Raw genomic sequence first — 21,319 nt, 5'->3', positions numbered from 1 at the left:
TTCTCTCAATCTCCCAATCGCCGTTGTTGAATTTATGCAAACAATCTCATTTGTGCTTTGCTCAGATATGTTAGCGTCTAGCGCTACCCTTCCCATGGAAATGCTTAAAGCCGGGGAAAGTTTTGCCCGCGCTAAGAACCGGCGTGCATTAGAACTTAATATTCAATCGGTTGCGGATACGAAAGAACCCATTAAAACCCGCTCTGGCTTTTCTTTGGTCGCTGATCAACAATTTAAAGACAGCCCCGAGAGCGATATTATCTTCTTACCGGCTTTGTGGCGGAATCCCAGACCAATTATTCAATCCAATGAGTCCATTTTTCCCTGGCTAATTGAACGCGTTCAAAATGGCGCTACCGTCAGCGCAGTAGGAACAGGCGTCTGTTTTTTGGCAGAAGCGAAACTGCTCGACGGAAAAGCCGCGACCACGCATTGGCATTATTTTGATCAGTTTCAAAAATATTACCCAAGCGTAGACCTAAAACGGCAATACTTTATAACGCAATCGGGAAATATTTTTTGTGCTGCCAGTGTTAATGCCCTCGCCGATTTAACCGTTCATTTCATTCAACGCCTCTATAATCAGGAAGTTGCCAATCACGTAGAAAGGCATTTTTCCCACGAAATTAGACGTTCTTATCAAGAGCGCGGTTACTTCGACGGAGAAATCAATCAACACCCAGACGAAGACATTGTTCAGGCACAAATGTGGCTGCAGGATAACTACGGCAAAGACATACAAATCAGTGACGTCGCCGAACGCTTTGAAATGAGTGTGCGATCGTTTAATCGGAGATTCAAAAACGCCACCAATAAATCTCCGCTCCAATATCTGCAAGAAATACGCATTCAGGTAGCGAAAGATTTGTTGCAAACAAGCAACTTAACGATCAGCGAAATCGCTTTTAAAGTCGGTTATTCAGATATGGGACATTTCACCGGCCTGTTCAAAAAATTACTGGCAACAACACCCAGCGAATATAGAACGACTGTTCGGGCAAAATTATTCCGGGCAAAAATTTAAGGCAATTATTACGCATCACCAGTGTCTGTGTTCATACCTTTAAACAGAACGACATCACTGCCAATAAATTCGACATTCACCTGCCACTGATTCGCAAGATAACGAAACGTTTGCTCGTGAAAAAAAACGATGTGTGTCGGATCGTTTTTATAGTGCCAACCTCGAAATCGTTCCGCGCTGAGCCAACGTTTGGTCATCACACCGAGAATACCGTTCGGTTTAATGCAGCGCTTTATTTTTAACAACTGGTGCCAAGGATCGGCCAAATGCTCAATCACTTCCGTAGTAACCACAAAATCGTATTTTTTATCGAACACCGATTCATCAGAGAAATAGTACTTATCGTATATTGATACATCGTGTCCGTAATCTCGAAACATACTCGCCAATACCGGCGCTGGCCCACAACCAAAATCCATACCGACTGAATGATCGCCAATCACCTCCAATACTGGCGTTAACATTCTGGACAAAAACTGGCGATAACCGTCGTCTTCAAACGAGTTCTCGTGTTTGTCGTATTCTTCTTTTTCGTGCTCGTTTGAGAGCTGGTATTCAGCCGGTACATGGACGAGAGAGCAGTTATGACATAAAAAATAGCGTCGTTTTTTGTCTTCCTGAAAGAAGACTGTCGCTTCGCTACACAAAGGACAAAGGTTATGTGAGGAAGTATTCATAAAGAGTGGCGAATCCGTTGTTTGTGAATTCATGGTCTGCGAATCCATGGTTTGCGAATCCATCGTTTTCCAGATAGCGGCCCGACAGATACCCTAATGGTACGATTGATCACATATTGAATCATATTCTGGGAGGCCGACCATTCATCAGAAAGATTTGACGGCACTATAGGGCCAGAGAGTAAACTTTTGTTAGTACTTTTTGTGATCGAATTACCAGATAATTAGACCGTTCAATTAAAATTCAGAATAAGTAAAGGAAACTCTGATATACACAGCGTGGCAACTTGCGTATTTGTGCTCAGCCGAGTGTTGCTAAACTTAAGCAATTGGCACGAAGCATAAACATAAGCGCATCAGCTGTGCAGAGCTGTTAGAACTGATCATTACATAACGGCAATACGATAACATTTGTCGCTGGAGGATAAATTTATGCGTCTCATCATTGGTTTGGCATGCATGGTATTAATGAGCAGCCTAAGCTCGTTCTCTTCAGCCGCATTGAGCCCATCATTTGAAGCTGACCGCTTATTGTTAGAAGCGGAAGACTTAATCGAACAAAAAAAGTACTCTCAAGCCCAAGACTCACTCAGCAAAGCGCGAACATTAAGACGCGAATTGCCGTCGCAATTCTATTTCTTACAAGGCCAAGTTTCCCAGGCGTTAAATCAACCCGCCAGAGCGCTATCGGCGTTTGAAACATTCATAGAGCAAGCGGGCAGAAATGCACCCGAATACTTTGAAACCCTCAGATTAATCACAGACCTCAAAAATCAGTTAAAACAGCCTAAATCCGCCAATAACACTAAACAAACCCCAAAAGCAGAACTCATTTGGTCTGATCAACAGTTGTCTTCCGACGACTACTACGAATACCTTCAGTTTCTTTATCAAACCGACGACATCTTAGCGGCAATTACCCAGCATATTAATAACTTGCTGAGTTTCTACCAATATGGGGATACCTCAATTTTATCGTCCAGCCGCATTGAAGGCGCCCATCGACACAGCATATCCGTTAAGCTGCCAGACACAGTCATCACCAGCACACAAGACCTCAATCATCGCAAAAAACTGACAACCAACGAACGATTTTCGGTCTACGGCTTAAATCCTTACCTCAAATACACCTGCAGCCTGCAAAATGCCAGTTGCCGCCTGTTTCATCCAAAAACTGGATTAACCTGGTTGGAAATCTCAGATAACGAACCGGCCGCGCAAGAATTGACAAGAGCAATCTCTTCATTAATGCGATACCTCCAACAGTACCGTTCTTAGTCTTATTATTTACCGGCATTTGAGATTCTTAACAGAATTGATATCGATAAAGCTCAGACGGAATTATTCAGTCGCTTATAAACCTTTATCGAATAAATTTCGTATAATGGCTTTTTTGACTCCAATAAAAGCGCATGAAATACATTAACTCTGATAAGTTTGACCACCAACAAGACGAAAAAATTGGGGTGTTAATAACCAATCTCGGCACTCCCGACGCACCTACTCCCAAAAAGCTGAAAACCTATCTTAAAGAATTTTTATCAGACCCCAGAGTTGTGGAATTTCCCCGATTTTTATGGTGGATGATTTTAAATTTCATTATTTTACAGATTAGGCCCAAACGCTCAGCGCACGCTTATGAAACCGTTTGGACCGAAGAAGGCTCACCGCTGCTGACCATCACACAAGCCCAGCAAGAAAAGTTACAAGCACAACTGAGCGATTACCACGTTGAATTTGCCATGCGCTACGGCAATCCTTCGGTTTCGTCAAAAATACAATCAATGATGGAATCGGGCGTACGCAAGCTGCTGATTTTGCCGTTATACCCTCAATACTGCGCGGCAACCACTGCATCCACTTTTGATGCGGTCGCCAAAGATTTTACGCAGCGGCGATGGATTCCCGAACTGAGATTTGTAAACCACTATCACGATCACCCGCTATACATTCAGGCGTGTGCGGAACAAATCCAACAATTTCAACAAAAAAACGGCGAACCAGATTTACTGATTTTATCGTATCACGGTATACCAAAACGTTATCTAACCAACGGTGATCCGTATTTTTGTGAATGTCACAAAACATCACGCCTGATCGCACAAGCGTTAGGTCTCAACGAAAATCAGTACAAAACAACATTTCAATCTCGTTTTGGCCGTGAAGAATGGCTGCAACCGTATACTGACGAAACCATGAAGTCTCTGCCTACCGACGGCGTCAAATCAGTGCAAGTATTTTGCCCCGGCTTCTCAGCCGACTGCCTTGAAACCATTGAAGAAATAGCGGTAGAAAATAAACATTATTTTATCGATTCAGGCGGTGAGAAATTCGATTACATTCCTGCGCTCAATGCCGAGGATAATCATATTCACGCATTAACTGAAATTGCCAAAACGCATTTAGAAGGCTGGCAAATTCAAAAAGAAGACAGAGCTCAACAAAAATCCGCTGCAAAAAAACTTGGCGCAACAAGCTAAGCAAACGCAATAACCTAGGCGCTAAAATTTATGTCAAACCCAATTCATGAAAATGCCAAATGCTTGTTGATCATGGCTCATGGAAGTCGGGCTCAGCAGGCAAACGATGAGTTCGCAGCCATCGTTGAAAAGATGAAACCACTGCTGGCGTCTTATCAGCACGTTGAAGCAATTTTTTTAGAGCTGTGCGAACCCAGCATGAAACGAGCGGTAGAAAAAAATTACCAACTGGGCTTCAGAAAATTTGATATTTACCCGATGTTTTTCAATAAAGGGAAACACGTTGGAGTAGACATACCCAATCAAATTGACGCCTGTTTGGCAGAATTTAAAAATACCGACATCAAACAGCTGGATTATTTTGGAAGCTTCGACTCATTTGCAGACTCTATGGTTAAGCACATCGAACAACAGTGATTAGCGTTTTGTTCTTAGAACCAGCGCAATAAAAAAGCCAGCTAGAAATGCTGGCTTTTTTATTGGAATACAACCAAATACAGAGATTAAGTCATATCATCGTATGGGTTATCTGTAGCCAACGGAATCGTATTTTTGAACCCAGGAATTTTAATTTCTTCCTGACTGATTTCAATTTGCGACTCATCAATCATGTCTTGACCAAACTGATAAATAACCTGCAAATCACCACCTAAAGCAGACTCGTTATACTCATTGGCAGAAATTTCATTCGCTTCTTGCTTGCGCTTGGCTTCAAGCATGCGATTTTTACCGTAACGCTTTTCAAGCATTGCTGTGGTTTTATCAGGAGACAAAATAACCGCAGAGGCATTTGCACCGCCAAAGCCTTTGGAGTTTACGAATGCGAGGTCTAAATCGCCTTCAAAGTGCATATCTTTCAAGAATAAATTCAAACGGTCTTGGTAAACATCGTCTGCAATATTGTCAGCCGTTCGAATACCAGGAAGAATTTTGTGCTTGAACATGCCCAGTACAGAATTCACCTGATCACCACTGGCCGGTGCCAACGAGTGACCCAAGAACGCTTTAACAGCTACGGTAGGCCAATTGTGGATACCAAATGCTTTTGCGACAACGTCGAAAATTTCGGATTCCGATTCTCGATTCTTAGGCGTACTTGAACCGTGAGCCAGCAGAATACTGTTACGCTGAATTACATCGTCGCCAAACCAACCGCGAGCACCAGCTACCGCCTTCGCAAGTGTCAGGAAGTTACCAGGACCAGGCGCAGAGATGGACTTCTTGTAACCATCAGCGTTGAGATAAACACCACCAACAGAGCCGTGAATGATAGCGCCAAGCTCCATGGCTAACTCATCGTCCATCAAAATCGTGTACTGACTGGATTCAGCAATCGTAAATCCACAGTTGTCAGAAAAAGGACGGCTAGAGCGCGAATGGTCAACAGTATCAACACCGTAGAGCTTTTTCTGAGCGTCTTCAGTGGCGAGAGCACCCATGGTTGAATAACCGTCGATAATTTCGCTGGTTACCGGCGCTTCACATCCACCAACAATCACAACACGCTTGCGTCCACTGCGAATTTCGTCAACGCCCAAACTCAGGTTATAAAGATAACTCGCACAGGCCCCAGTCATGGAGCCAGAACCACCGACGTTACCCAACACATACGCGTTGATAAAATCGGTGGTCATAGAATTAAGACCTAAGATTAAATTTTTCGTCGAAACACGACCGCCTTTAAGCCTCGATTGCAGCAAGCCGCCCACGCCGTATTCATCCAGCTGAGCCATAATATTGCTGGAGAACACACCAATTTCATCAGGTGTTACCGATGAGGTAATCGTTTCCCAATCAATGCCCATTGAACGAATAGCATCAGAGGCACCTAAAACGGCCATCTGCAATGCGCGAGGGTGAAAACGAGAATTGTAATGACTGCCAGGATCGAACCCACGCGGCAACTGACCCGCAGATTTCACCGGGAAGTTACGGCTGCTATCCACTTTAATATCGTGAAGCTGATCAGTGCTGACGGTAACTTCGCCTGAGTCTTCGCTCAAGATTTGCCAGTTTTCAGGCAACGGCTCAGGAAGATCACGCTTTCGCATTTGAAACTGAATAGGTTTACCTTCAGCTCCTTTTAGATTCGCATTTCTTTGCCACTTTAGATTGTCAGGGTCAAAGAACACATCACCATCAATTCGACGAATAAGGGTATTATCAACAACCTCATTGCGAACCTTGGCTGCCAATGCGGACTCAGAAAGTCCGGTTTCACCATTGAATGAATAAGCGCCTTGCTCTTTTGTAGCAAGGTTCATTAAAACAGCCAAACCCGCGACGGTTTTATCCGCCTCGCTAGGATTGATGCTGTCGAGTACTAAACGATTATACGCTTGGTGAAATGAGGAACGACCTGCTGCGTTGTAGCCACCGAAGCCGACAATGACTGGCAAACGGGTTATTGCTTTCATCTGTCTAATCCACACCAGTTTGGGGTTATCTTAAAGTTAAGCAAAGTCTATTGCTCCGACCAACCTTTCTAAACTGGCTTTTTGGACAAAACTTGAGGTTTATCAGCCACAAAGACGCCGCTAACCGCCCGAGACATTCCTGTCAGTATGGGCCGTTATAAAACCAACTGATATTGGTTAATTTTTGGATTAATCTTCAAAAAAAGATTCAATTTTCTGTTTTTCCCACATTGCGTCTTTATAACCGAGCTCCATTAGCGCTCGGCAATATTTATGGGAAAACAACACGTAACTGGCCAACGCCGCCCCACCCGCTTTGGCCGTCGCTCCCGACGAACGCAGGAAAAACTTCATTGAATTCGGTAAATACCGCACATGTCGGCCAGCGATTCGATCCAACTCTTTGCTCGGAGAAATGGAAGCCGTCTCGATGACCTTCGCCCTCGCGTGTTTGAGACGAATATCTTCTGGAATTAATGACACCAACTCATTGATGTGTTCGAGATGTCCGAGATCCGAATCCATCGAATCAATAAACGCACTGTTCAACAGGTGACCAACCATTTGACCAACAGATGGTGAATGCCTAACGATTGGACGTTTACCCCACTGCGCCGGATTACGATTATTACTCACCCCAACCACAAAAATCTTGCTCGCCCCCAAATGCAACGCTGTGTTCAGTGGCGACAGCTGTCGAATGGCTCCATCCCCGTAGTAAACACCTTCAATATTGACCGTCGGAAAAATGCCTGGAATGGCCGAAGACGCTAACAAATGATCGGCGTTCAATTCGGTCGGCACACCGACCTGATGAAACTTCCTCCATTTGGAAATTTCAGAACGGCCTTGAAAAAAACTGATGGATTCACCGCTGCCGTAAGCCATAGCGGTAATTGACACAGCCTCCAATCGATTCGCCTTAATGGCCCGATTTAAGTTGGAAAAATTAATGTGACTTTGAATCAAAGACCGCAGAGGCGAGTTATCGAAAAGAGCAATGGGATTAGAATCGGAAATACCTTGGGTTAAAAACGAACCCGCCACACGGCGAACACCTTTTGCCATATCAATCCAACCAGACTGAATAACTTTCTCAACCGATAAATTATTCCAAATGGTATACAGGTCAGATACCGACCGTTGAAAATTGCCCGCATGACACGCTAACGCAAGTGCATTGATAGCACCGGCAGAGGTGCCGCATATAATGGGAAAGTGCGGTTGCGAACTGCTGCCCGCAATTTCGCTTACCGCACGTAAAACACCAACTTGATAAGCAGCTCTCGCACCGCCACCGGATAACACTAACGCTCTTGACATGGACGCCGTCTATTACTTCTATCGTTAATTTAAACCTTTCAAACGCAAATCTCTATTCAGACCACAATCACCAAAAATTACGAATTATTATTCTCTGAATTTCTGTTACGCAGTTCTTTTCTCAGTACTTTACCAACATTGGATTTCGGTAATTCTTTACAGAATTCAATAACACGCGGGACTTTGTAACCTGTCAGTTGCCCGCGTAAATATTGAATCACCTCTTCTTCGGTAAGCTCACTGTCAGTTTTAACAACAAATAATTTAACCGCTTCTCCCGCTCTTTCATCGGGAATACCAACAGCAGCCGCTTCCTGAATATTAGGATGCGATACGGCAATATCATCGATTTCGTTGGGATAAACATTAAACCCTGAAACTACAATCATGTCTTTTTTACGATCGACAATACGAATAAAACCGGATTCATCGATGGTTGCTATATCGCCCGACCGAAACCAACCGTCTTCATCCAATACTTTTGCGGTTTCATCGGGGCGCTGCCAATACCCCAGCATGACTTGAGGACCGCGAATGCACAACTCACCGGGTTCGTTTGCCGCCGTAACATCGTTGTTTAAATCCACGGTTTTTACTTCGGTATTAGGCAACGGCAAACCAACACTTCCAGGAACAATATTGCCCGGAATATTGGCACTCACCACCGGTGAGGTTTCGGTTAAACCATAGCCCTCATTGGGCTGGCAACCCGTAACCTCCTGCCAACGTTTAGCGGTGGTGCTCGATAATGCCATTCCGCCAGAAGATGTGATTTTTAATCGGCTGAAATCCATCGCTAAAAAATCTGAATTATTACACAGCACTTTAAACAGGGTGTCTAAACCAACAAAGCCAGTAATTTTTAAATTTTTTAACGCCTTAACAAAACTGGGTAAGTCTCTTGGATTGGGAATTAAAATATTATTTGCGCCACGGGTTAATAAACACAAACAATGAAAGGTAAATGCGTAAATATGATAAATCGGCAGCGGACACACATAGATTTCGCCTTTGCTATCAATACCTTCGCCTAAGTGCTCAATAATTTGGTCAACGTTGGCAACCAAGTTATCGTGGGTCAACATGGCCCCTTTTGAAACACCCGTCGTACCACCGGTGTACTGCAAAACTGCAACGTCAGTGCTATTAATCGAAACAGGGTTGAATTCGGATTTCTGTCCCAAACGCAAAGTAGATAAAAATTGAGTTGAGTTCTCAAAATTCGTATCGGGCACCATTTTTTTGATGTGTTTAACGGCCCAGTTAAGAACAACTCTTTTTAGCGGTGGGTGTAAATCGGCAACTTCGGTGATAATGACGCTTTCGACAGCGGTTGTTTTTATGACTTGCTCTGCAGCAGTTGCGATATTTGCTAATACAACCAAAGCCTTCGCACCAGAATCTTGTAACTGATGCTTTAGCTCTCTCGGTGTATATAACGGGTTTGTGTTAACAACAACCAATCCCGCCATTAAAGCACCAAAAATAGTAACGGGGTATTGCAATAAATTAGGCAACTGAATGGCGATTCGATCACCCGGTTGTAATTGGGTGTTTTTTTGAAGGTAAGCCGCGAAATTCTGGCTGTATTGCAGTAATTCGGAATAAGTTAACGTACGTCCCATGCAGACAAACGCTGGCTGATCAGAGAATTGGTTACAAGAACTGACAAAAACATCGATAATCGTTTTATTGGACAATTTCAAAATTCCCGTAAGTTATGTGACGTGTAAACTAGAAAACGTTCTTTATTATTAACGGAACCCCTGACTAATCACCCAATGATTTAACGCACCGCCGGCAATACACAAATACGCTATTTATGCGATCAGCTTTAATTTCAACCACTGTTAGATTGTCATTATTAGTCAGCGATTAAAAGTGTGAACCACTACAGACTTAACGTTCGAAAGAATTCTTAACGCATTAAAAATAAATCAGCGTTTCTTATAATTTTACGTATCAAGACCGTATATTTTTATTCGCTGCCTATTAGCAAAGTCTAAACAGAATTCCAGATTATTCAAGCTATTTAAATGGCAGAGTATTTTATGTTCCCAATTCAATACAACCGTATTTATCTGGCATTAGCTGCTACTGAAATGAATGATAACTGTGGAGAAAACCGAAGAGAAAGAAAGGAAAAACATTATTAACGATATAAGTTAACAACAGCTAATAACAATAGAAACAGAAAGTGAATACAAAGCAGACTTACCGCGAAGAAACAGGCAGCAGAATTTATCGAACAAAAAAGCGTGATGGATGTGAAAATTAGACGCTAGAATTTCGTGAATGATGCATCAAAGATCATCACTCACAATGAATTATTTCCCTTTAGCTTTTTCAGTAATACGATAATCAAAGCTGCCAAACACGCAAGAATCAATATTAAAACCAAAAACAATAAGCAGATTAAGAAAAAGTTACGTACTGCATAAACGGGCAAACCCCAACCCCAGACAGCGAGTGCGACAAAACTGCCAAGTGCGACAACACCCAGCAAAGCGGTGGTGGTGCGTTTAAATTTGCGTTTCAAAGTGAACAAGTAATCTGCCTACTGCAATAAAATAATAATATAAAACGTTGCTGTTTGAGCTTAAATTATAATCTAATTTGTACAGTTTATTTAAGACGCCTAAAAAACATCTTCCCGTGACCACTCACACTGAACCTGCATATCACCAGAACCAGGCTCGTGATAATCGCCACTGGTTTCCCAAGTAAACGTGTGTGTTCCCGACATAACCGTTTCTAAATGCACTTTTGCCGATACCCAATACATTTTGCCAAGTAACTGTTCAAACTGGGCGATCCAACTTTGCCATTCGTATTCAATACCGCGATAAGAAGCACCAAAATGAACAACTTCGTTATTGATTGGGCCTTCATCAAGTTGTTTTATTTCAGGTAACGAAAACATTTCTCGGGCTAAAAATTGCCAATCGTCAGACGTTGGTAAACTTTGCATTGCTGCACGATTGGTTTGCCTACGAACAGGATCTTTTCGACGGGTATCAACGATACATCCATAGACAAAGGACTCAAATTCCAAAGCTGTACACTCTCTTATTTTGTTATTAAAAAATCCACCAACCGTTGCTGTTTAATCGCTTTTCACAACGCGGCAACTGGCTTTTGTATCTCGCGGATCGATCAGCCACTCGGCGTGCCACCTGTTTCAGCCAATCTTTACTGGCATAGGTTCGACGATTATAGCCACCATGACCTTCATGATACGCTAAATATAAAGCGTAGGTGTTTGATAATGGAATATTACTGAGTTTTTGACTTTGTTTGTTGTACCAACCGACAAAATCGATGGCATCATCAAAATCATCGCGATCAGCGCCACCCTTACCTGAGGATTTTTTATACCATTTCCAGGTGTCGTTTTTTGCTTGAGCATAACCGTAGGCATCACTCGGACGAGGCCCTGGGAAAATCCAAAGAATTTTTTTGCGTTTAGGACGAGCCTTGGCAACAAACCGGCTCTCTTGATACATGATTGCCATCATGGTGGGAATGGATGAACCCCAGCGTTTTTGCGCTTTTTTGGCATCTTTATACCAGCCGCGCTTCTCGTCGAAAATATCACAAATATTTTCCGTATGAACCGGAGGCGTTGAGGTACAAGCTGACAACACGCCAACACAAAAAACAACCAACAAAATTCGTAAAGGCATTTAAAAACCCTTTCTATTGAATCGATGTTCCTATTACACCAAAAAATAGTCGAGTTTTTAAATGCTTTCCCAGGGAATCACGCAATAACGTTCACTTATTATTCAACAGTAATTCCGTGAGAAGACAACAGGGCTAAGAATTCCTGTTCATCGATAACATTAATGCCTAAATCTTGTGCTTTGGTAAGCTTCGAACCCGCCCCAGGACCGGCAACAACACAGTGAGTTTTCTTTGACACGCTGCCAGAAACTTTAGCGCCCAACGCTTGCAAATGGGCCTTCGCCTGATCGCGAGATAACGCTTCCAAGGTGCCGGTAACAACGTAGGTGGTATCGGTCAACGGCAATTCGTCTTCGGGAATGACCTCAACGTCTTGCCAGTGAACACCGGAAGCGATGATATTGGCGACCAATACTTGATGCTCTGTTTGCTTAAACCATTCTGCAATATAGTGCGCGACAATCGGGCCAACATCGTTGATTTCTTGCAGCTCTTCTTCAGTTGCTTTGCCGATTGCGTCTAAGTTGCCCAACGCATTGACCAAGTTACGAGCAGTGGCCTCTCCAACTTCACGAATACCCAGCGCGTAAACGAAACGCGGCAAAGTGGTCTCTTTACTTTTTTCAACGCCATCAAGTAAATTCTGTGCCGACTTCTGCCCCATTCGCTCTAAATTAGAAACCGCCTCGATGTCTAAGCTGTAAAGATCAACCACGGAGTCAATCAGCTTCTCATCCACCAATTGCTCAACCAATTTATCACCGAGACCGTCGATATCCATCGCTTTTCGAGAAGCGAAGTGCTTAATGGCTTCTTTCTTTTGCGCACCGCAAATCAAGCCACCAGTACAACGAGCCACGGCTTCGCCTTCAACCGCTTCAACGGGCGAATCGCAAATTGGGCAAGTTTCTGGGAAAATGATGTCTCGGGCGTCTTCGGGGCGACGCTCTTGAACCACCGATACTACCTGTGGAATGACATCCCCTGCGCGACGAATGACTACAGTATCGCCAACTTTTACACTCAAACGCTCAATTTCATCGCGATTGTGCAACGTCGCGTTCGACACCGTCACACCGCCAACAAACACCGGTTCCAATCTCGCCACGGGAGTTACCGCACCGGTTCTGCCAACTTGGAACTCGACATCAAGCAATTTAGTTAGCTGTTCTTGCGCCGGAAATTTGTAGGCAATCGCCCATCGAGGTGCACGCGAAACAAACCCCAACTCAGCTTGTAACGCCAGATTATTTACTTTGAAGACAATGCCATCGATGTCGTAAGGCAAGCCATCGCGCAGCTCGGTCATTTTTTTGTAGTACTCAACGCACTCAGACAAGGATTTAGCCACCGCCATGTGCTTGTTGATTCGAAATCCCCAAGAATTCAACGCGTGCAGCACTTCGGTATGGCTGCCAGGCAACTCGCCACCTTCAACTAAACCAACACTGTATGAGCACAGCTCTAACGGGCGCGTTGCCGTAATGCTGCTGTCGAGCATTCTCAAACTGCCGGCGGCGGCATTTCTGGGGTTCACAAACACTTTGCTGTCTTCAAGACGGGCCTGCTCGTTCAGCTTTTCAAAGCCGTCTTTTGGCATGTAGATTTCACCGCGTACTTCCAAAACGCTCGGGTAACCACTGCCGCGAAGTTTCAACGGCACGGAACCGATGGTTCGCACATTCTGAGTAATGTCTTCGCCATTTTGGCCGTCGCCACGAGTAGCGCCGCGCTCCAAAACGCCGTCACGGTAGATCAAACTAATCGCAATGCCGTCGAGCTTGGGTTCACAGGCGTATTCGATATCGTTATCTGACTTTAAGCGCTCTTTAATACGTCGCTCAAAATCACTCATATCGTCGTCGGAAAAAGCATTGTCTAACGACAACATAGGCACTTGGTGCTGGACGGTGACAAAGGCATCCAACGGTTTGTCACCAACCCGCTGTGTCGGAGAATCGGCGGTGATCAGCTCTGGGTTATCGCGCTCAAGCTGTTTTAACGCCTGAAATAAGCGATCGTATTCGGCATCGGGAACAATAGGCTCATCGAGAACATAGTAGGCGTAGTTGTGTTGATCCAACTCTTCTCGCAATTGATTAATCCGTTGTTGTATCTCTGTGATATCCATGAAAACCTGTCCGATTCAAATGCACGACCAGCCGCCCCAGTTAAAATGACAGCTGCACCGATTCGCGAAAATAAAAGAATGATTACCCAGCACAGTGCGAGTAATTTGGCATCGTTCGCACCGTGATGAATTAGAAATGATTAGTGGGCGTGAGTCAGCCGCTTTCGCTCAAAATCGCGAATTCGTTGACGATAATGCTCAACCGTTTGCTGGGTAAGTACACTGCGATTTTCATCTTTCAGCTCACCACCCCAAGCTTCGGCAAGGTTGGTTGCGGTTCGGTACAACAAATCAAACGCATCCATACTTTTTTCAGCACACGGTAACGCCAAAAAGAAGCTGACACCCGGTGTTTGGAAGTTGCTCATCTCTTTAATGTTGAAGGTTCCTGGCATAACGATATTTGCCATACTGAACAAAATGGGCTCTTTGCCAGCAACATCTCTGTGGCGATGGAAAATGTTCATTTCACCGAAACGCATACCTTCATCGACACAGCACTCAAGCACTTCTTCACCCGAGAAGTAATAACCTTTGGGCGCCATAATATTGATGACCAAAACTTCATCTGGTTCGGAGTAACACGGGTCGTCACCATCGCCAAACTCTGGTTCGATTTGGTTTGATGGAACATCATCGTCAATGTCTGAAACAAGGTTATCGTCTTCCAATTTTGGCGAAGACTTTGACATAGATTCAGTCACAAAAGGTTCGGTCGCAGGAGCACCAGTCGCAGGAACATCGGTTTCATCAATGTCGTCCAGCTCACCCAAGGTCGGTTCTGCTTTGGGTTTGTTTTTATCGCCGGGATCGTTCACCGAATCCATTAACATGGGAACGGATTCATCCAGGTTGAGCGTAACCTGCTCAGGAATACGAAAACCGCGTGTGGTTTTGCTCGATTTGTAGGATTGTCTAACCTCTTGGTTGAGTTTCTCTGCGGTGGATTCATCTCGCTGGCTCACCACGCGTGCGCCACCGGTGGGCAGTTCGCTGCCGTATTTTTCGAGTTCTGCCTTGCTGCCGCCAACTTGAACGTTGGAAGACACCTTAATATTGTCGCGACGCGCACTGCGCATTCGCCTTATACCATCAAGGACTACGACTAATATGGCGACAGCTACAATGAGCGTCAGCCATTCTTTTACGCCGAATTCCATAGGTTTATTCGCCTCTTTCTGCCTTTTATACCGATCTCAATAAACCGGACTTAGTAATAATTGTTATTGAACTAACACTAACGTTAGCTTGCTGCGAGCTCCGCCGCCTCTTCTACATCGACCGTTACCATTCTCGACACACCCGGCTCATGCATGGTGACACCGAGAAGGTTTTGCGCCATTTCCATCGCGCCCTTGTTATGGGTAATGTAAATAAACTGCACCTGGGCACTCATCTCCTCAACCATTCGCGCGTATCGACCCACGTTGGCGTCATCGAGCGGTGCATCAACCTCATCCAACATACAAAACGGCGCCGGATTCAAACGGAAAATCGAAAATACCAAAGCAATGGCAGTCAGTGCCTTCTCACCACCGGATAACAAGTGGATGGTGCTGTTTCGTTTGCCCGGAGGGCGCGCCATAATGGCAATACCGGTATCTAACAGATCGTCGCCGGTAAGCTCCAAATAAGCATGGCCGCCACCGAACACTTTTGGAAATAATTCCTGCAATCCCGAGTTAACTTGATCAAAGGTTTCTTTGAATCGAGTTCGGGTTTCCCTGTCAATTCTACGGATTGCATTTTCCAGCATTTCGAGGGCATCACGCAAATCGCTGTCTTGTCGATCAAGATAGTCTTTGCGTTCCGATTCCGCCTTAAATTCGTCGATGGCTGCCAAGTTAATCGCACCCAATCGAGAAATTCGCTGCTCAATGGTCTCAATTTCTTGGATCAGCTCTTTCTCGTCCAGATCATCTGGTAACTCGGCCAGAGTTTCTTCGAGCTGGTAATCGTCTGCCTTGAGCTGTTCTAACGTCGATTCACGCTTGGTTTCTAACTCACGCGCAATCAAGCGAGCTTTTTCGAGTGTTTCGCGAAGCTCAGCAATAGTTTGCTCAATCTTTCCGCGTGATTTTTCATACTCACGCAATTGGTGCTCGACATCTTGTACTGCTTTGCGAGCGCTATCGAGCTCTGATTCTACCGTTAACCGCTTCTGTAACAGCGCTTCTAATTCGGTTTTTTGATCATCCGCTGGGTCTTGGCTATTTTCCAAGCTGTCGAGCAAGGTTGCCCGACGTTCACTGGCGCGCGCGTGTTGCTGCTCGGTTCTCGCCAACGAAGCGCGAATGGAATCGAGCTGGGTTTTTAGCGACTGATATTGCATCGCCAACTGATGCGATTTGTCTTTGTTTTCCCGCGCTTGGTTTCTCGCGTCTTCCAAAGTTTGGCGAAACTTATCACGCTCTGCCAGCAAGGCTTCCCGAGCGGAACTGTCACTTTCCATCGCCTCAATGGCATCTTCAAGGATAGCGCGCGCTTCTGACAAACTTTTCGCTTCTTGGGATTGCTGATTTAACGATTCGGTTACTTCCTGCTCAACACGTTGACGGCGAACCAAGATCTGCTCAATTTGAACCTGTTGTGCGCTCAGTTGCGCGCTTAACTCACTTCGCTCACGGTTGTGTGTGTCTTGGCTGCGGCGAATGTCTTCGCGTTTCACTTCCAGCTCTTTGACACCAGACAACGTTGACTCCAGTTGATTAGCGTATTCATCCGCCAATTCCTGGTCTTCTTCAAGCGCTTGATTCAGTGCTTCTAATTCTTGCTGGCGGGCGAGCACACCAGCGCCGGCATCGTGTTCTCGTTTAACCTTAATCCAGTTTGGACCCAACCAAATGCCATCGCGGGTAATAAGCGATTCATGCGGCGCCAGCGTGGCGCGCTTCGCCAATGCGTCATCTAAGGTTTCTGCAACCAAAACTCCGGCTAACAGTGCAGGCAAAGCATCACTTCCGGTAACAAATTCAATAAGGCCAGCGCTACTCGAATGACCGGCCACTTTTGCATCCAAAAGCACAAGATTGCCGTTATCAAATTCCGCTAAACTTGCCGCTAAAGCGTCGAAAGAATCTGTCGCGACTGCCTGTAAACTTGCGCCCAAGACTGTTTCAACGGCCAGATCCCAACCGTCTTTTACCTGTACTTGCTCAGCAAGCTTTGGCGCAGACTGCAATTCATTGTCTTTCAACCAATGGTCGACCACCTCGTTGGAGTTATTCAACGCCGCTTGTTGCAACGCTTCTAACGACGACTGACGCCCCTTTTGGGTTTGGATTCGAGCGCGGACTTCATCCAACTGATTGCGCAACCCTTCAACACTTTGCTGTTTGGTTTGCAGCTCTTCAGCCACGGAATCCATGTGTTCCGTTAACTCTTCACCCAACATTTCTTGTTCTGCGATTTTTTCGCGCAGAATTTCCAAATTCTCTTCGCCTTCAACAGAAGACAAACTTTCTTTTTCGTCTCGCAAACGCTCAATGCGCTGATTCAATCGGGTTTGCACTTGCTCTAAGTGCTGAATTCTCGATTGCTGCACTTCCGCCTGCTGACGCGGTGCCGCCGCCGACTGGTTGAACTCGTCCCAACGAATTTGCCAAGTGCGCATCGACTCTTCCGCTTCGGTGAGCGTTTCACCAGAGACTTCTTCGGATTCTGCCAGCAATTCAAGCTCAGGCTCGATTTCCATCAACTCCGCTTGAATGATCTCAGAGCGCTCGCTGTCGGATTCCAAATGTTCTTTGGTTTCGGTAAATTCTTGTTCGGCTTGCTGTAGATCCGCCTTTAACTGACGGGCACGTTCTTCCGTGTGATGAATGCTCTGCTCGATTCGCGCAATATCATTGCCCAACGAATAGAATCGACCCTGAACTTCGTTAAAGGTCTCACCAACTTCGGAGTGGCGAATGCGCAATCCTTCGATTTGTGTGTCGGTTCCTATCTGCTCCGTGACCTGAGCTTCAACTTTCAATTCGAGTTCGGTGATTTCGGCCGCTTTCAATTCGGCCTGAGCATTGAGGATTTTGTAGCGAAGTGCTTGCAACCAAGCTTTTAACTGACGTTCTTGCTTTTTGAATTCGGTGTATTTCTCTGCTGCCTGAGCCTGGCGTTCCAAGCGCGACAACTGCCGCTCTAACTCTTCGCGTAAGTCGGTCAGTCGCTCCAGGTTTTCGAGCGTACGACGCATGCGGTTTTCGGTGTCTCGACGTCGTTCTTTGTATTTAGAAATGCCCGCGGCTTCTTCAATAAACACGCGCAGCTCTTCGGGTTTAGCCTCAATCAGTTTTGAGATCATGCCCTGTTCAATAATGGCGTAACTGCGCGGGCCAAGACCGGTTCCCAAGAACAAATCCGTAATGTCTCGACGCCGACAACGATTGCCGTTCAAGTAGTAATTATTTTGCCCGTCACGGGTAACTTTTCGGCGAACAGAAATCTCGTTATAGCTGGCGTATTCACCAACGATGGTGCCGTCACTGTTATCAAAAACCAGCTCAATACTTGCCTGACCAATAGGTTTACGATTACCAGAGCCGTTGAAAATAACATCGGTCATGGATTCGCCGCGCAAATTCTTTGCTGACGACTCCCCCATTACCCAACGAACGGCGTCAATAATATTGGATTTACCACAACCATTAGGGCCAACCACCGCACACAAGTTACTTGGAAAGTAAACAGTAGTGGGATCAACAAAAGATTTAAAACCAGCAAGCTTAATGCACTTGAGCCGCATAGATGTTTATTTCACTCTTCAAAACTCTGAGAACTTTATTGCTCAGAGAAAATTAAAACCTGTCTGCTCGATGTATTCGCTTCATCAAATCACATAACGCACCGAGATTTATTCACTCAGTGGCTTTGCTGTATTTTTGAACATCGACAACGTCTAAATGTTGTATAAGCGCTCAGGAATTCGCCGAAAATTATTGGGGGCGAAAAATACCTGACAAAAACCCAACTGCCAACAAGCACTCGTCCAGCAAAACGGGAAAGCCTCGTAGATACAACAACTTAGAAGAACTTGAACTCGAAATGTTGTGGCGCGAATTTTAACGTTATGACGCCTTAGCGACTATACTTGATTTATTGTTAGGTGACGTTTTTATGACTTTTTACTCAGTTAAGATTAGTTTAGCCAAAATCCACTTATAAAAGGCAAAATTTTGACAGTTTTTTACGAGTAAATTAGAGGTTCCTGCAAATTAAGAGATGCCTAACGTATGATTGCTCAGATTTTGAGCCCAACCACATTTAATCCCTATGACACTTGTACTGGATGACACTTGTGCCGATGAACCATCGTTTCCTATGATCATCGGCACAAAACTCATTTCTGAACTGAGTTAAAGACTAACCGGTGGTAAATCCGAATCAATTTACCGGATTACTGATAACAATATTAAATGCTTCTGTGAACTGACTCTGATTAACTGGACCGACAGCGCCCTGCCAATCGCCCGCTTTAGCCGTAGGACTGCCATCAACGCTCAAACGTGCCACCAGTTCCAACTCAGGAAAGCTGGTCAAATTCATATTGGGCACCATCGCCATAGATTCATCCAAGGTAATTTGGGTGGGCAAATCCTGAGCTTTAATTCGGGCGATTGCTAAAGGTACTTTCGGGCCTTCCCAGGCGCGAGCGTAAACAAAAACAATTTGTTCTGGATCACTAGGGACGTCGTCTGCAAGTGCGACATTGAGCACCACTTTGGCAACGTCATCAGAGCCCGGCTCGGTTGCCTCTACAGGGCTTTCACCGCTTTCGGCCAACAAACGTTTCGCATTGGCGATGCCAGCACGCAGATTTTGCGCATCATTGCTGTTGCCCATCAAACCAACGGCTTTGGTCCAATGATCAATGGCTTCTTGGAAACGGCTGCCTTCAAACGCAGCAATTCCGGCCATACTTAACGCCAAAGTGTTCTCAGGCTGAATGTCCAAAATTCGCTTAATCAGAGCTTCGATTTCAGGAATCATTTGATTGCCTGAAGCAAAAAATACGGTTTGGGCAAATTCCGCCATGATTTGCGGATCATTTGGACGGCGATTCAGAATTTCCTGGTAGGCGCCAATTGCCCCGCGGTAATCACCGATATCAAAAAAATTACGCGCTAGCATGTAGCGGTTTTTCAAATTTTCAGGGTCGTTTTCAAGCAATTGCTCAAGCTTGGCAATTAAGTCACGAGTTGGCTTCGTGTCTCTTTCAGTACCGGCACGAAATGCCTCAATAGCGGATTCTTCTTGAATCGCCATCAAATCACGCAGCTCAAGGTTCTCAAATTCACCCACAGACAAATAGAAGCTCAGCGATAGCGCTGGCACCAAGACCAAAGAAATAATCATCACCGGTTTGCTGAAGCTTTTACCGGACCGAGTTTTACCGGATTCCTGATTGTCTTCCAGCAAGGCCCGATCGAGATCGGCTTTTAGCTGCTTATAAACGGTTTCATCGATGTCTTTGTTTTGAAAGCTCTGTTCCAATTCTTCCAAATGACTTTTGTAGAGCACAACGTTTTCAGCTTCACGATTGTACTCTAGCGATACGTTACGCTCGCGGTTGCGCAATAACGGCCAAGCGACAAACAACGCCGCAAGCACCGCAAGTGCTGCGACTGATAACCACAAATTCAGCATTAATCTTTTCCGTTGAGTTCCGGGTTTTCTAACATTGCTTTCAAACGCGCCTGTTCGTCGCTAGAAAGCTCGTTAGATTCAGAGGAAGGTGATGTAGATGTACTTGGCTGGGAAGGTTTTGGGCGTCGGCCAAAAATAATGAGCGAAACAACCACCGCGCCAATCAGTAAAATCGCCACTGGAGCAAACCAAAGCACATAAGTATTCGACTGTAAGCGCGGCTTATAGAGAACGAAATCCCCGTAACGAGCCACCATAAAGTCTTTGATTTCGGAATCCGACTTACCTTCTTTGAGCAAACGATACACCTCACGGCGTAAATCCTTTGCAATTTGGGAATCTGAACCGTTCAAATTCTGGTTCTGACACTTTGGGCAACGCAGCTCATGAACCAACTGCTGATAGCGCGCCTCCTGCTCAGCGGAATCAAATTCGTGAATATCCACCACAGAAAACGCAGCAGATGCGTAAAGCACCACAAAAAACATCACTAAAGGTCGAAAAGCCTGAAGCATCAATAAAAACCTTCTAGTTACCTAATGTCTGAAAATTGACGGCAATTGCCTTTTTAAATCTAGCTGAAATCACAAACTGCGTGAGCCGACGAAAGACTCAACAGCCAACCGGCCATACACCACAGTTTTAGAATCAATTCACAACCAGATCAACGAGACAAAATCGAGTATAAGCCTATCGAATATGAATCAACCAAGCGTAAGACAATCAATTAGAAGATCATCAACTTACCTGGCCTGCGCATTTAGAAACTCATACAAAATTATAAGTTCAATCAAAACCTTGTTTGAAAAAAAGGCCTATATTCAAGTGCGGCGATTATAACAATCCCCGACACAAAGACCATCAAAGCGCATCCTAAACCCTTGAATTGATTACTCTTCGAACAAATGTCATCAAACTCAAGCAGTATTTTCTAGTTA

Annotated in this window: 15 protein-coding genes; 4 read left to right on the top strand and 11 right to left on the bottom strand. The window is 45.0% G+C overall.

Features of this window, described 5'->3' with window-relative positions; genetic code table 11:
- Positions 1-34: 34 nt before the first annotated feature.
- Positions 35-1,024 (top strand): GlxA family transcriptional regulator, encoded by a 990-nt coding sequence (locus LU361_RS12910; protein ID WP_233089246.1) that lies wholly within the window; start codon positions 35-37, stop codon positions 1,022-1,024.
- Between the two features lie 8 nt (positions 1,025-1,032).
- Here LU361_RS12910 and LU361_RS12905 read toward each other — a convergent pair whose 3' ends face one another.
- Positions 1,033-1,701 carry a class I SAM-dependent methyltransferase gene (locus tag LU361_RS12905; RefSeq protein ID WP_233089245.1) on the bottom strand — a complete coding sequence of 223 codons (669 nt, stop codon included), beginning with the start codon at positions 1,699-1,701 and terminating at the stop codon, positions 1,033-1,035.
- 432 nt (positions 1,702-2,133) lie between these two features.
- Between LU361_RS12905 and LU361_RS12900 the strand changes: the two genes are divergently transcribed.
- From LU361_RS12900 to LU361_RS12890, 3 genes are all read left to right on the top strand, one after another.
- Positions 2,134-2,979 carry a tetratricopeptide repeat protein gene (locus LU361_RS12900; RefSeq protein ID WP_233089244.1) on the top strand — a complete coding sequence of 282 codons (846 nt, stop codon included), beginning with the start codon at positions 2,134-2,136 and terminating at the stop codon, positions 2,977-2,979.
- Positions 2,980-3,113: 134 nt separating this feature from the next.
- Positions 3,114-4,181: a ferrochelatase gene (gene hemH, locus LU361_RS12895; protein WP_233089243.1), complete on the top strand. Its 1,068-nt coding sequence runs from the start codon at positions 3,114-3,116 to the stop codon at positions 4,179-4,181.
- A gap of 30 nt (positions 4,182-4,211) precedes the next feature.
- The gene (locus tag LU361_RS12890) at positions 4,212-4,598 is read left to right on the top strand and encodes a sirohydrochlorin chelatase (protein ID WP_233089242.1); all 387 of its coding nucleotides are present in this window, start codon (positions 4,212-4,214) and stop codon (positions 4,596-4,598) included.
- Between the two features lie 86 nt (positions 4,599-4,684).
- Here the strand turns inward: LU361_RS12890 and LU361_RS12885 are convergent, their stop codons facing one another.
- From LU361_RS12885 to LU361_RS12840, 10 genes are all read right to left on the bottom strand, one after another.
- Positions 4,685-6,598 carry a beta-ketoacyl synthase gene (locus LU361_RS12885; protein WP_250647680.1) on the bottom strand — a complete coding sequence of 638 codons (1,914 nt, stop codon included), beginning with the start codon at positions 6,596-6,598 and terminating at the stop codon, positions 4,685-4,687.
- A gap of 189 nt (positions 6,599-6,787) precedes the next feature.
- Positions 6,788-7,921, bottom strand: coding sequence for a patatin-like phospholipase family protein (locus LU361_RS12880; protein WP_233089241.1), 1,134 nt, complete (start codon positions 7,919-7,921; stop codon positions 6,788-6,790).
- Positions 7,922-7,998: 77 nt separating this feature from the next.
- A complete protein-coding gene (locus LU361_RS12875) occupies positions 7,999-9,621 on the bottom strand; it encodes an AMP-binding protein (RefSeq protein ID WP_233089240.1) in 1,623 nt (540 codons plus the stop codon).
- A 938-nt stretch (positions 9,622-10,559) separates the two neighbouring features.
- The gene (locus tag LU361_RS12870) at positions 10,560-10,976 is read right to left on the bottom strand and encodes a hypothetical protein (protein ID WP_233089239.1); all 417 of its coding nucleotides are present in this window, start codon (positions 10,974-10,976) and stop codon (positions 10,560-10,562) included.
- A 25-nt stretch (positions 10,977-11,001) separates the two neighbouring features.
- Entirely contained in the window at positions 11,002-11,607 is a 606-nt protein-coding gene (locus LU361_RS12865; protein ID WP_233089238.1) for a transglycosylase SLT domain-containing protein, read from the bottom strand.
- 98 nt (positions 11,608-11,705) lie between these two features.
- On the bottom strand, positions 11,706-13,739 hold the full coding sequence (gene ligA, locus LU361_RS12860) for an NAD-dependent DNA ligase LigA (RefSeq protein ID WP_233089237.1): 2,034 nt from the start codon (positions 13,737-13,739) through the stop codon (positions 11,706-11,708).
- Between the two features lie 140 nt (positions 13,740-13,879).
- Entirely contained in the window at positions 13,880-14,899 is a 1,020-nt protein-coding gene (gene zipA, locus LU361_RS12855; protein WP_233089236.1) for a cell division protein ZipA, read from the bottom strand.
- Positions 14,900-14,982: 83 nt separating this feature from the next.
- Positions 14,983-18,480, bottom strand: a complete 3,498-nt coding sequence (gene smc / locus LU361_RS12850; protein WP_233089235.1) for a chromosome segregation protein SMC — start codon at positions 18,478-18,480, stop codon at positions 14,983-14,985.
- Between the two features lie 638 nt (positions 18,481-19,118).
- Positions 19,119-20,381 (bottom strand): c-type cytochrome biogenesis protein CcmI, encoded by a 1,263-nt coding sequence (ccmI, locus tag LU361_RS12845; protein WP_233089234.1) that lies wholly within the window; start codon positions 20,379-20,381, stop codon positions 19,119-19,121.
- Entirely contained in the window at positions 20,381-20,896 is a 516-nt protein-coding gene (locus LU361_RS12840) for a cytochrome c-type biogenesis protein (RefSeq protein ID WP_233089233.1), read from the bottom strand. The genes ccmI and LU361_RS12840 overlap by 1 nt, the downstream gene beginning before the upstream one ends.
- Positions 20,897-21,319: the final 423 nt, after the last annotated feature.

It is taken from the genome of Sessilibacter corallicola, from assembly GCF_021290925.1.
Taxonomy (GTDB): domain Bacteria; phylum Pseudomonadota; class Gammaproteobacteria; order Pseudomonadales; family Cellvibrionaceae; genus Sessilibacter; species Sessilibacter corallicola.
This window is presented reverse-complemented; position numbering and strand designations above follow the sequence as displayed.

Excerpts from the sequence above, each read along its gene's own strand:
- ligA (WP_233089237.1), bottom strand. The coding sequence starts at position 13,739 with ATGGATATCACAGAGATACAACAACGGATTAATCAATTGCGAGAAGAG.
- LU361_RS12900 (WP_233089244.1), top strand. The coding sequence starts at position 2,134 with ATGCGTCTCATCATTGGTTTGGCATGCATGGTATTAATGAGCAGCCTA.
- hemH (WP_233089243.1), top strand. The coding sequence starts at position 3,114 with ATGAAATACATTAACTCTGATAAGTTTGACCACCAACAAGACGAAAAA.
- LU361_RS12890 (WP_233089242.1), top strand. The coding sequence starts at position 4,212 with ATGTCAAACCCAATTCATGAAAATGCCAAATGCTTGTTGATCATGGCT.
- LU361_RS12865 (WP_233089238.1), bottom strand. The coding sequence starts at position 11,607 with ATGCCTTTACGAATTTTGTTGGTTGTTTTTTGTGTTGGCGTGTTGTCA.
- ccmI (WP_233089234.1), bottom strand. The coding sequence starts at position 20,381 with ATGCTGAATTTGTGGTTATCAGTCGCAGCACTTGCGGTGCTTGCGGCG.
- zipA (WP_233089236.1), bottom strand. The coding sequence starts at position 14,899 with ATGGAATTCGGCGTAAAAGAATGGCTGACGCTCATTGTAGCTGTCGCC.
- LU361_RS12880 (WP_233089241.1), bottom strand. The coding sequence starts at position 7,921 with ATGTCAAGAGCGTTAGTGTTATCCGGTGGCGGTGCGAGAGCTGCTTAT.
- LU361_RS12910 (WP_233089246.1), top strand. The coding sequence starts at position 35 with ATGCAAACAATCTCATTTGTGCTTTGCTCAGATATGTTAGCGTCTAGC.
- LU361_RS12840 (WP_233089233.1), bottom strand. The coding sequence starts at position 20,896 with ATGCTTCAGGCTTTTCGACCTTTAGTGATGTTTTTTGTGGTGCTTTAC.
- LU361_RS12905 (WP_233089245.1), bottom strand. The coding sequence starts at position 1,701 with ATGAATACTTCCTCACATAACCTTTGTCCTTTGTGTAGCGAAGCGACA.
- smc (WP_233089235.1), bottom strand. The coding sequence starts at position 18,480 with ATGCGGCTCAAGTGCATTAAGCTTGCTGGTTTTAAATCTTTTGTTGAT.
- LU361_RS12885 (WP_250647680.1), bottom strand. The coding sequence starts at position 6,598 with ATGAAAGCAATAACCCGTTTGCCAGTCATTGTCGGCTTCGGTGGCTAC.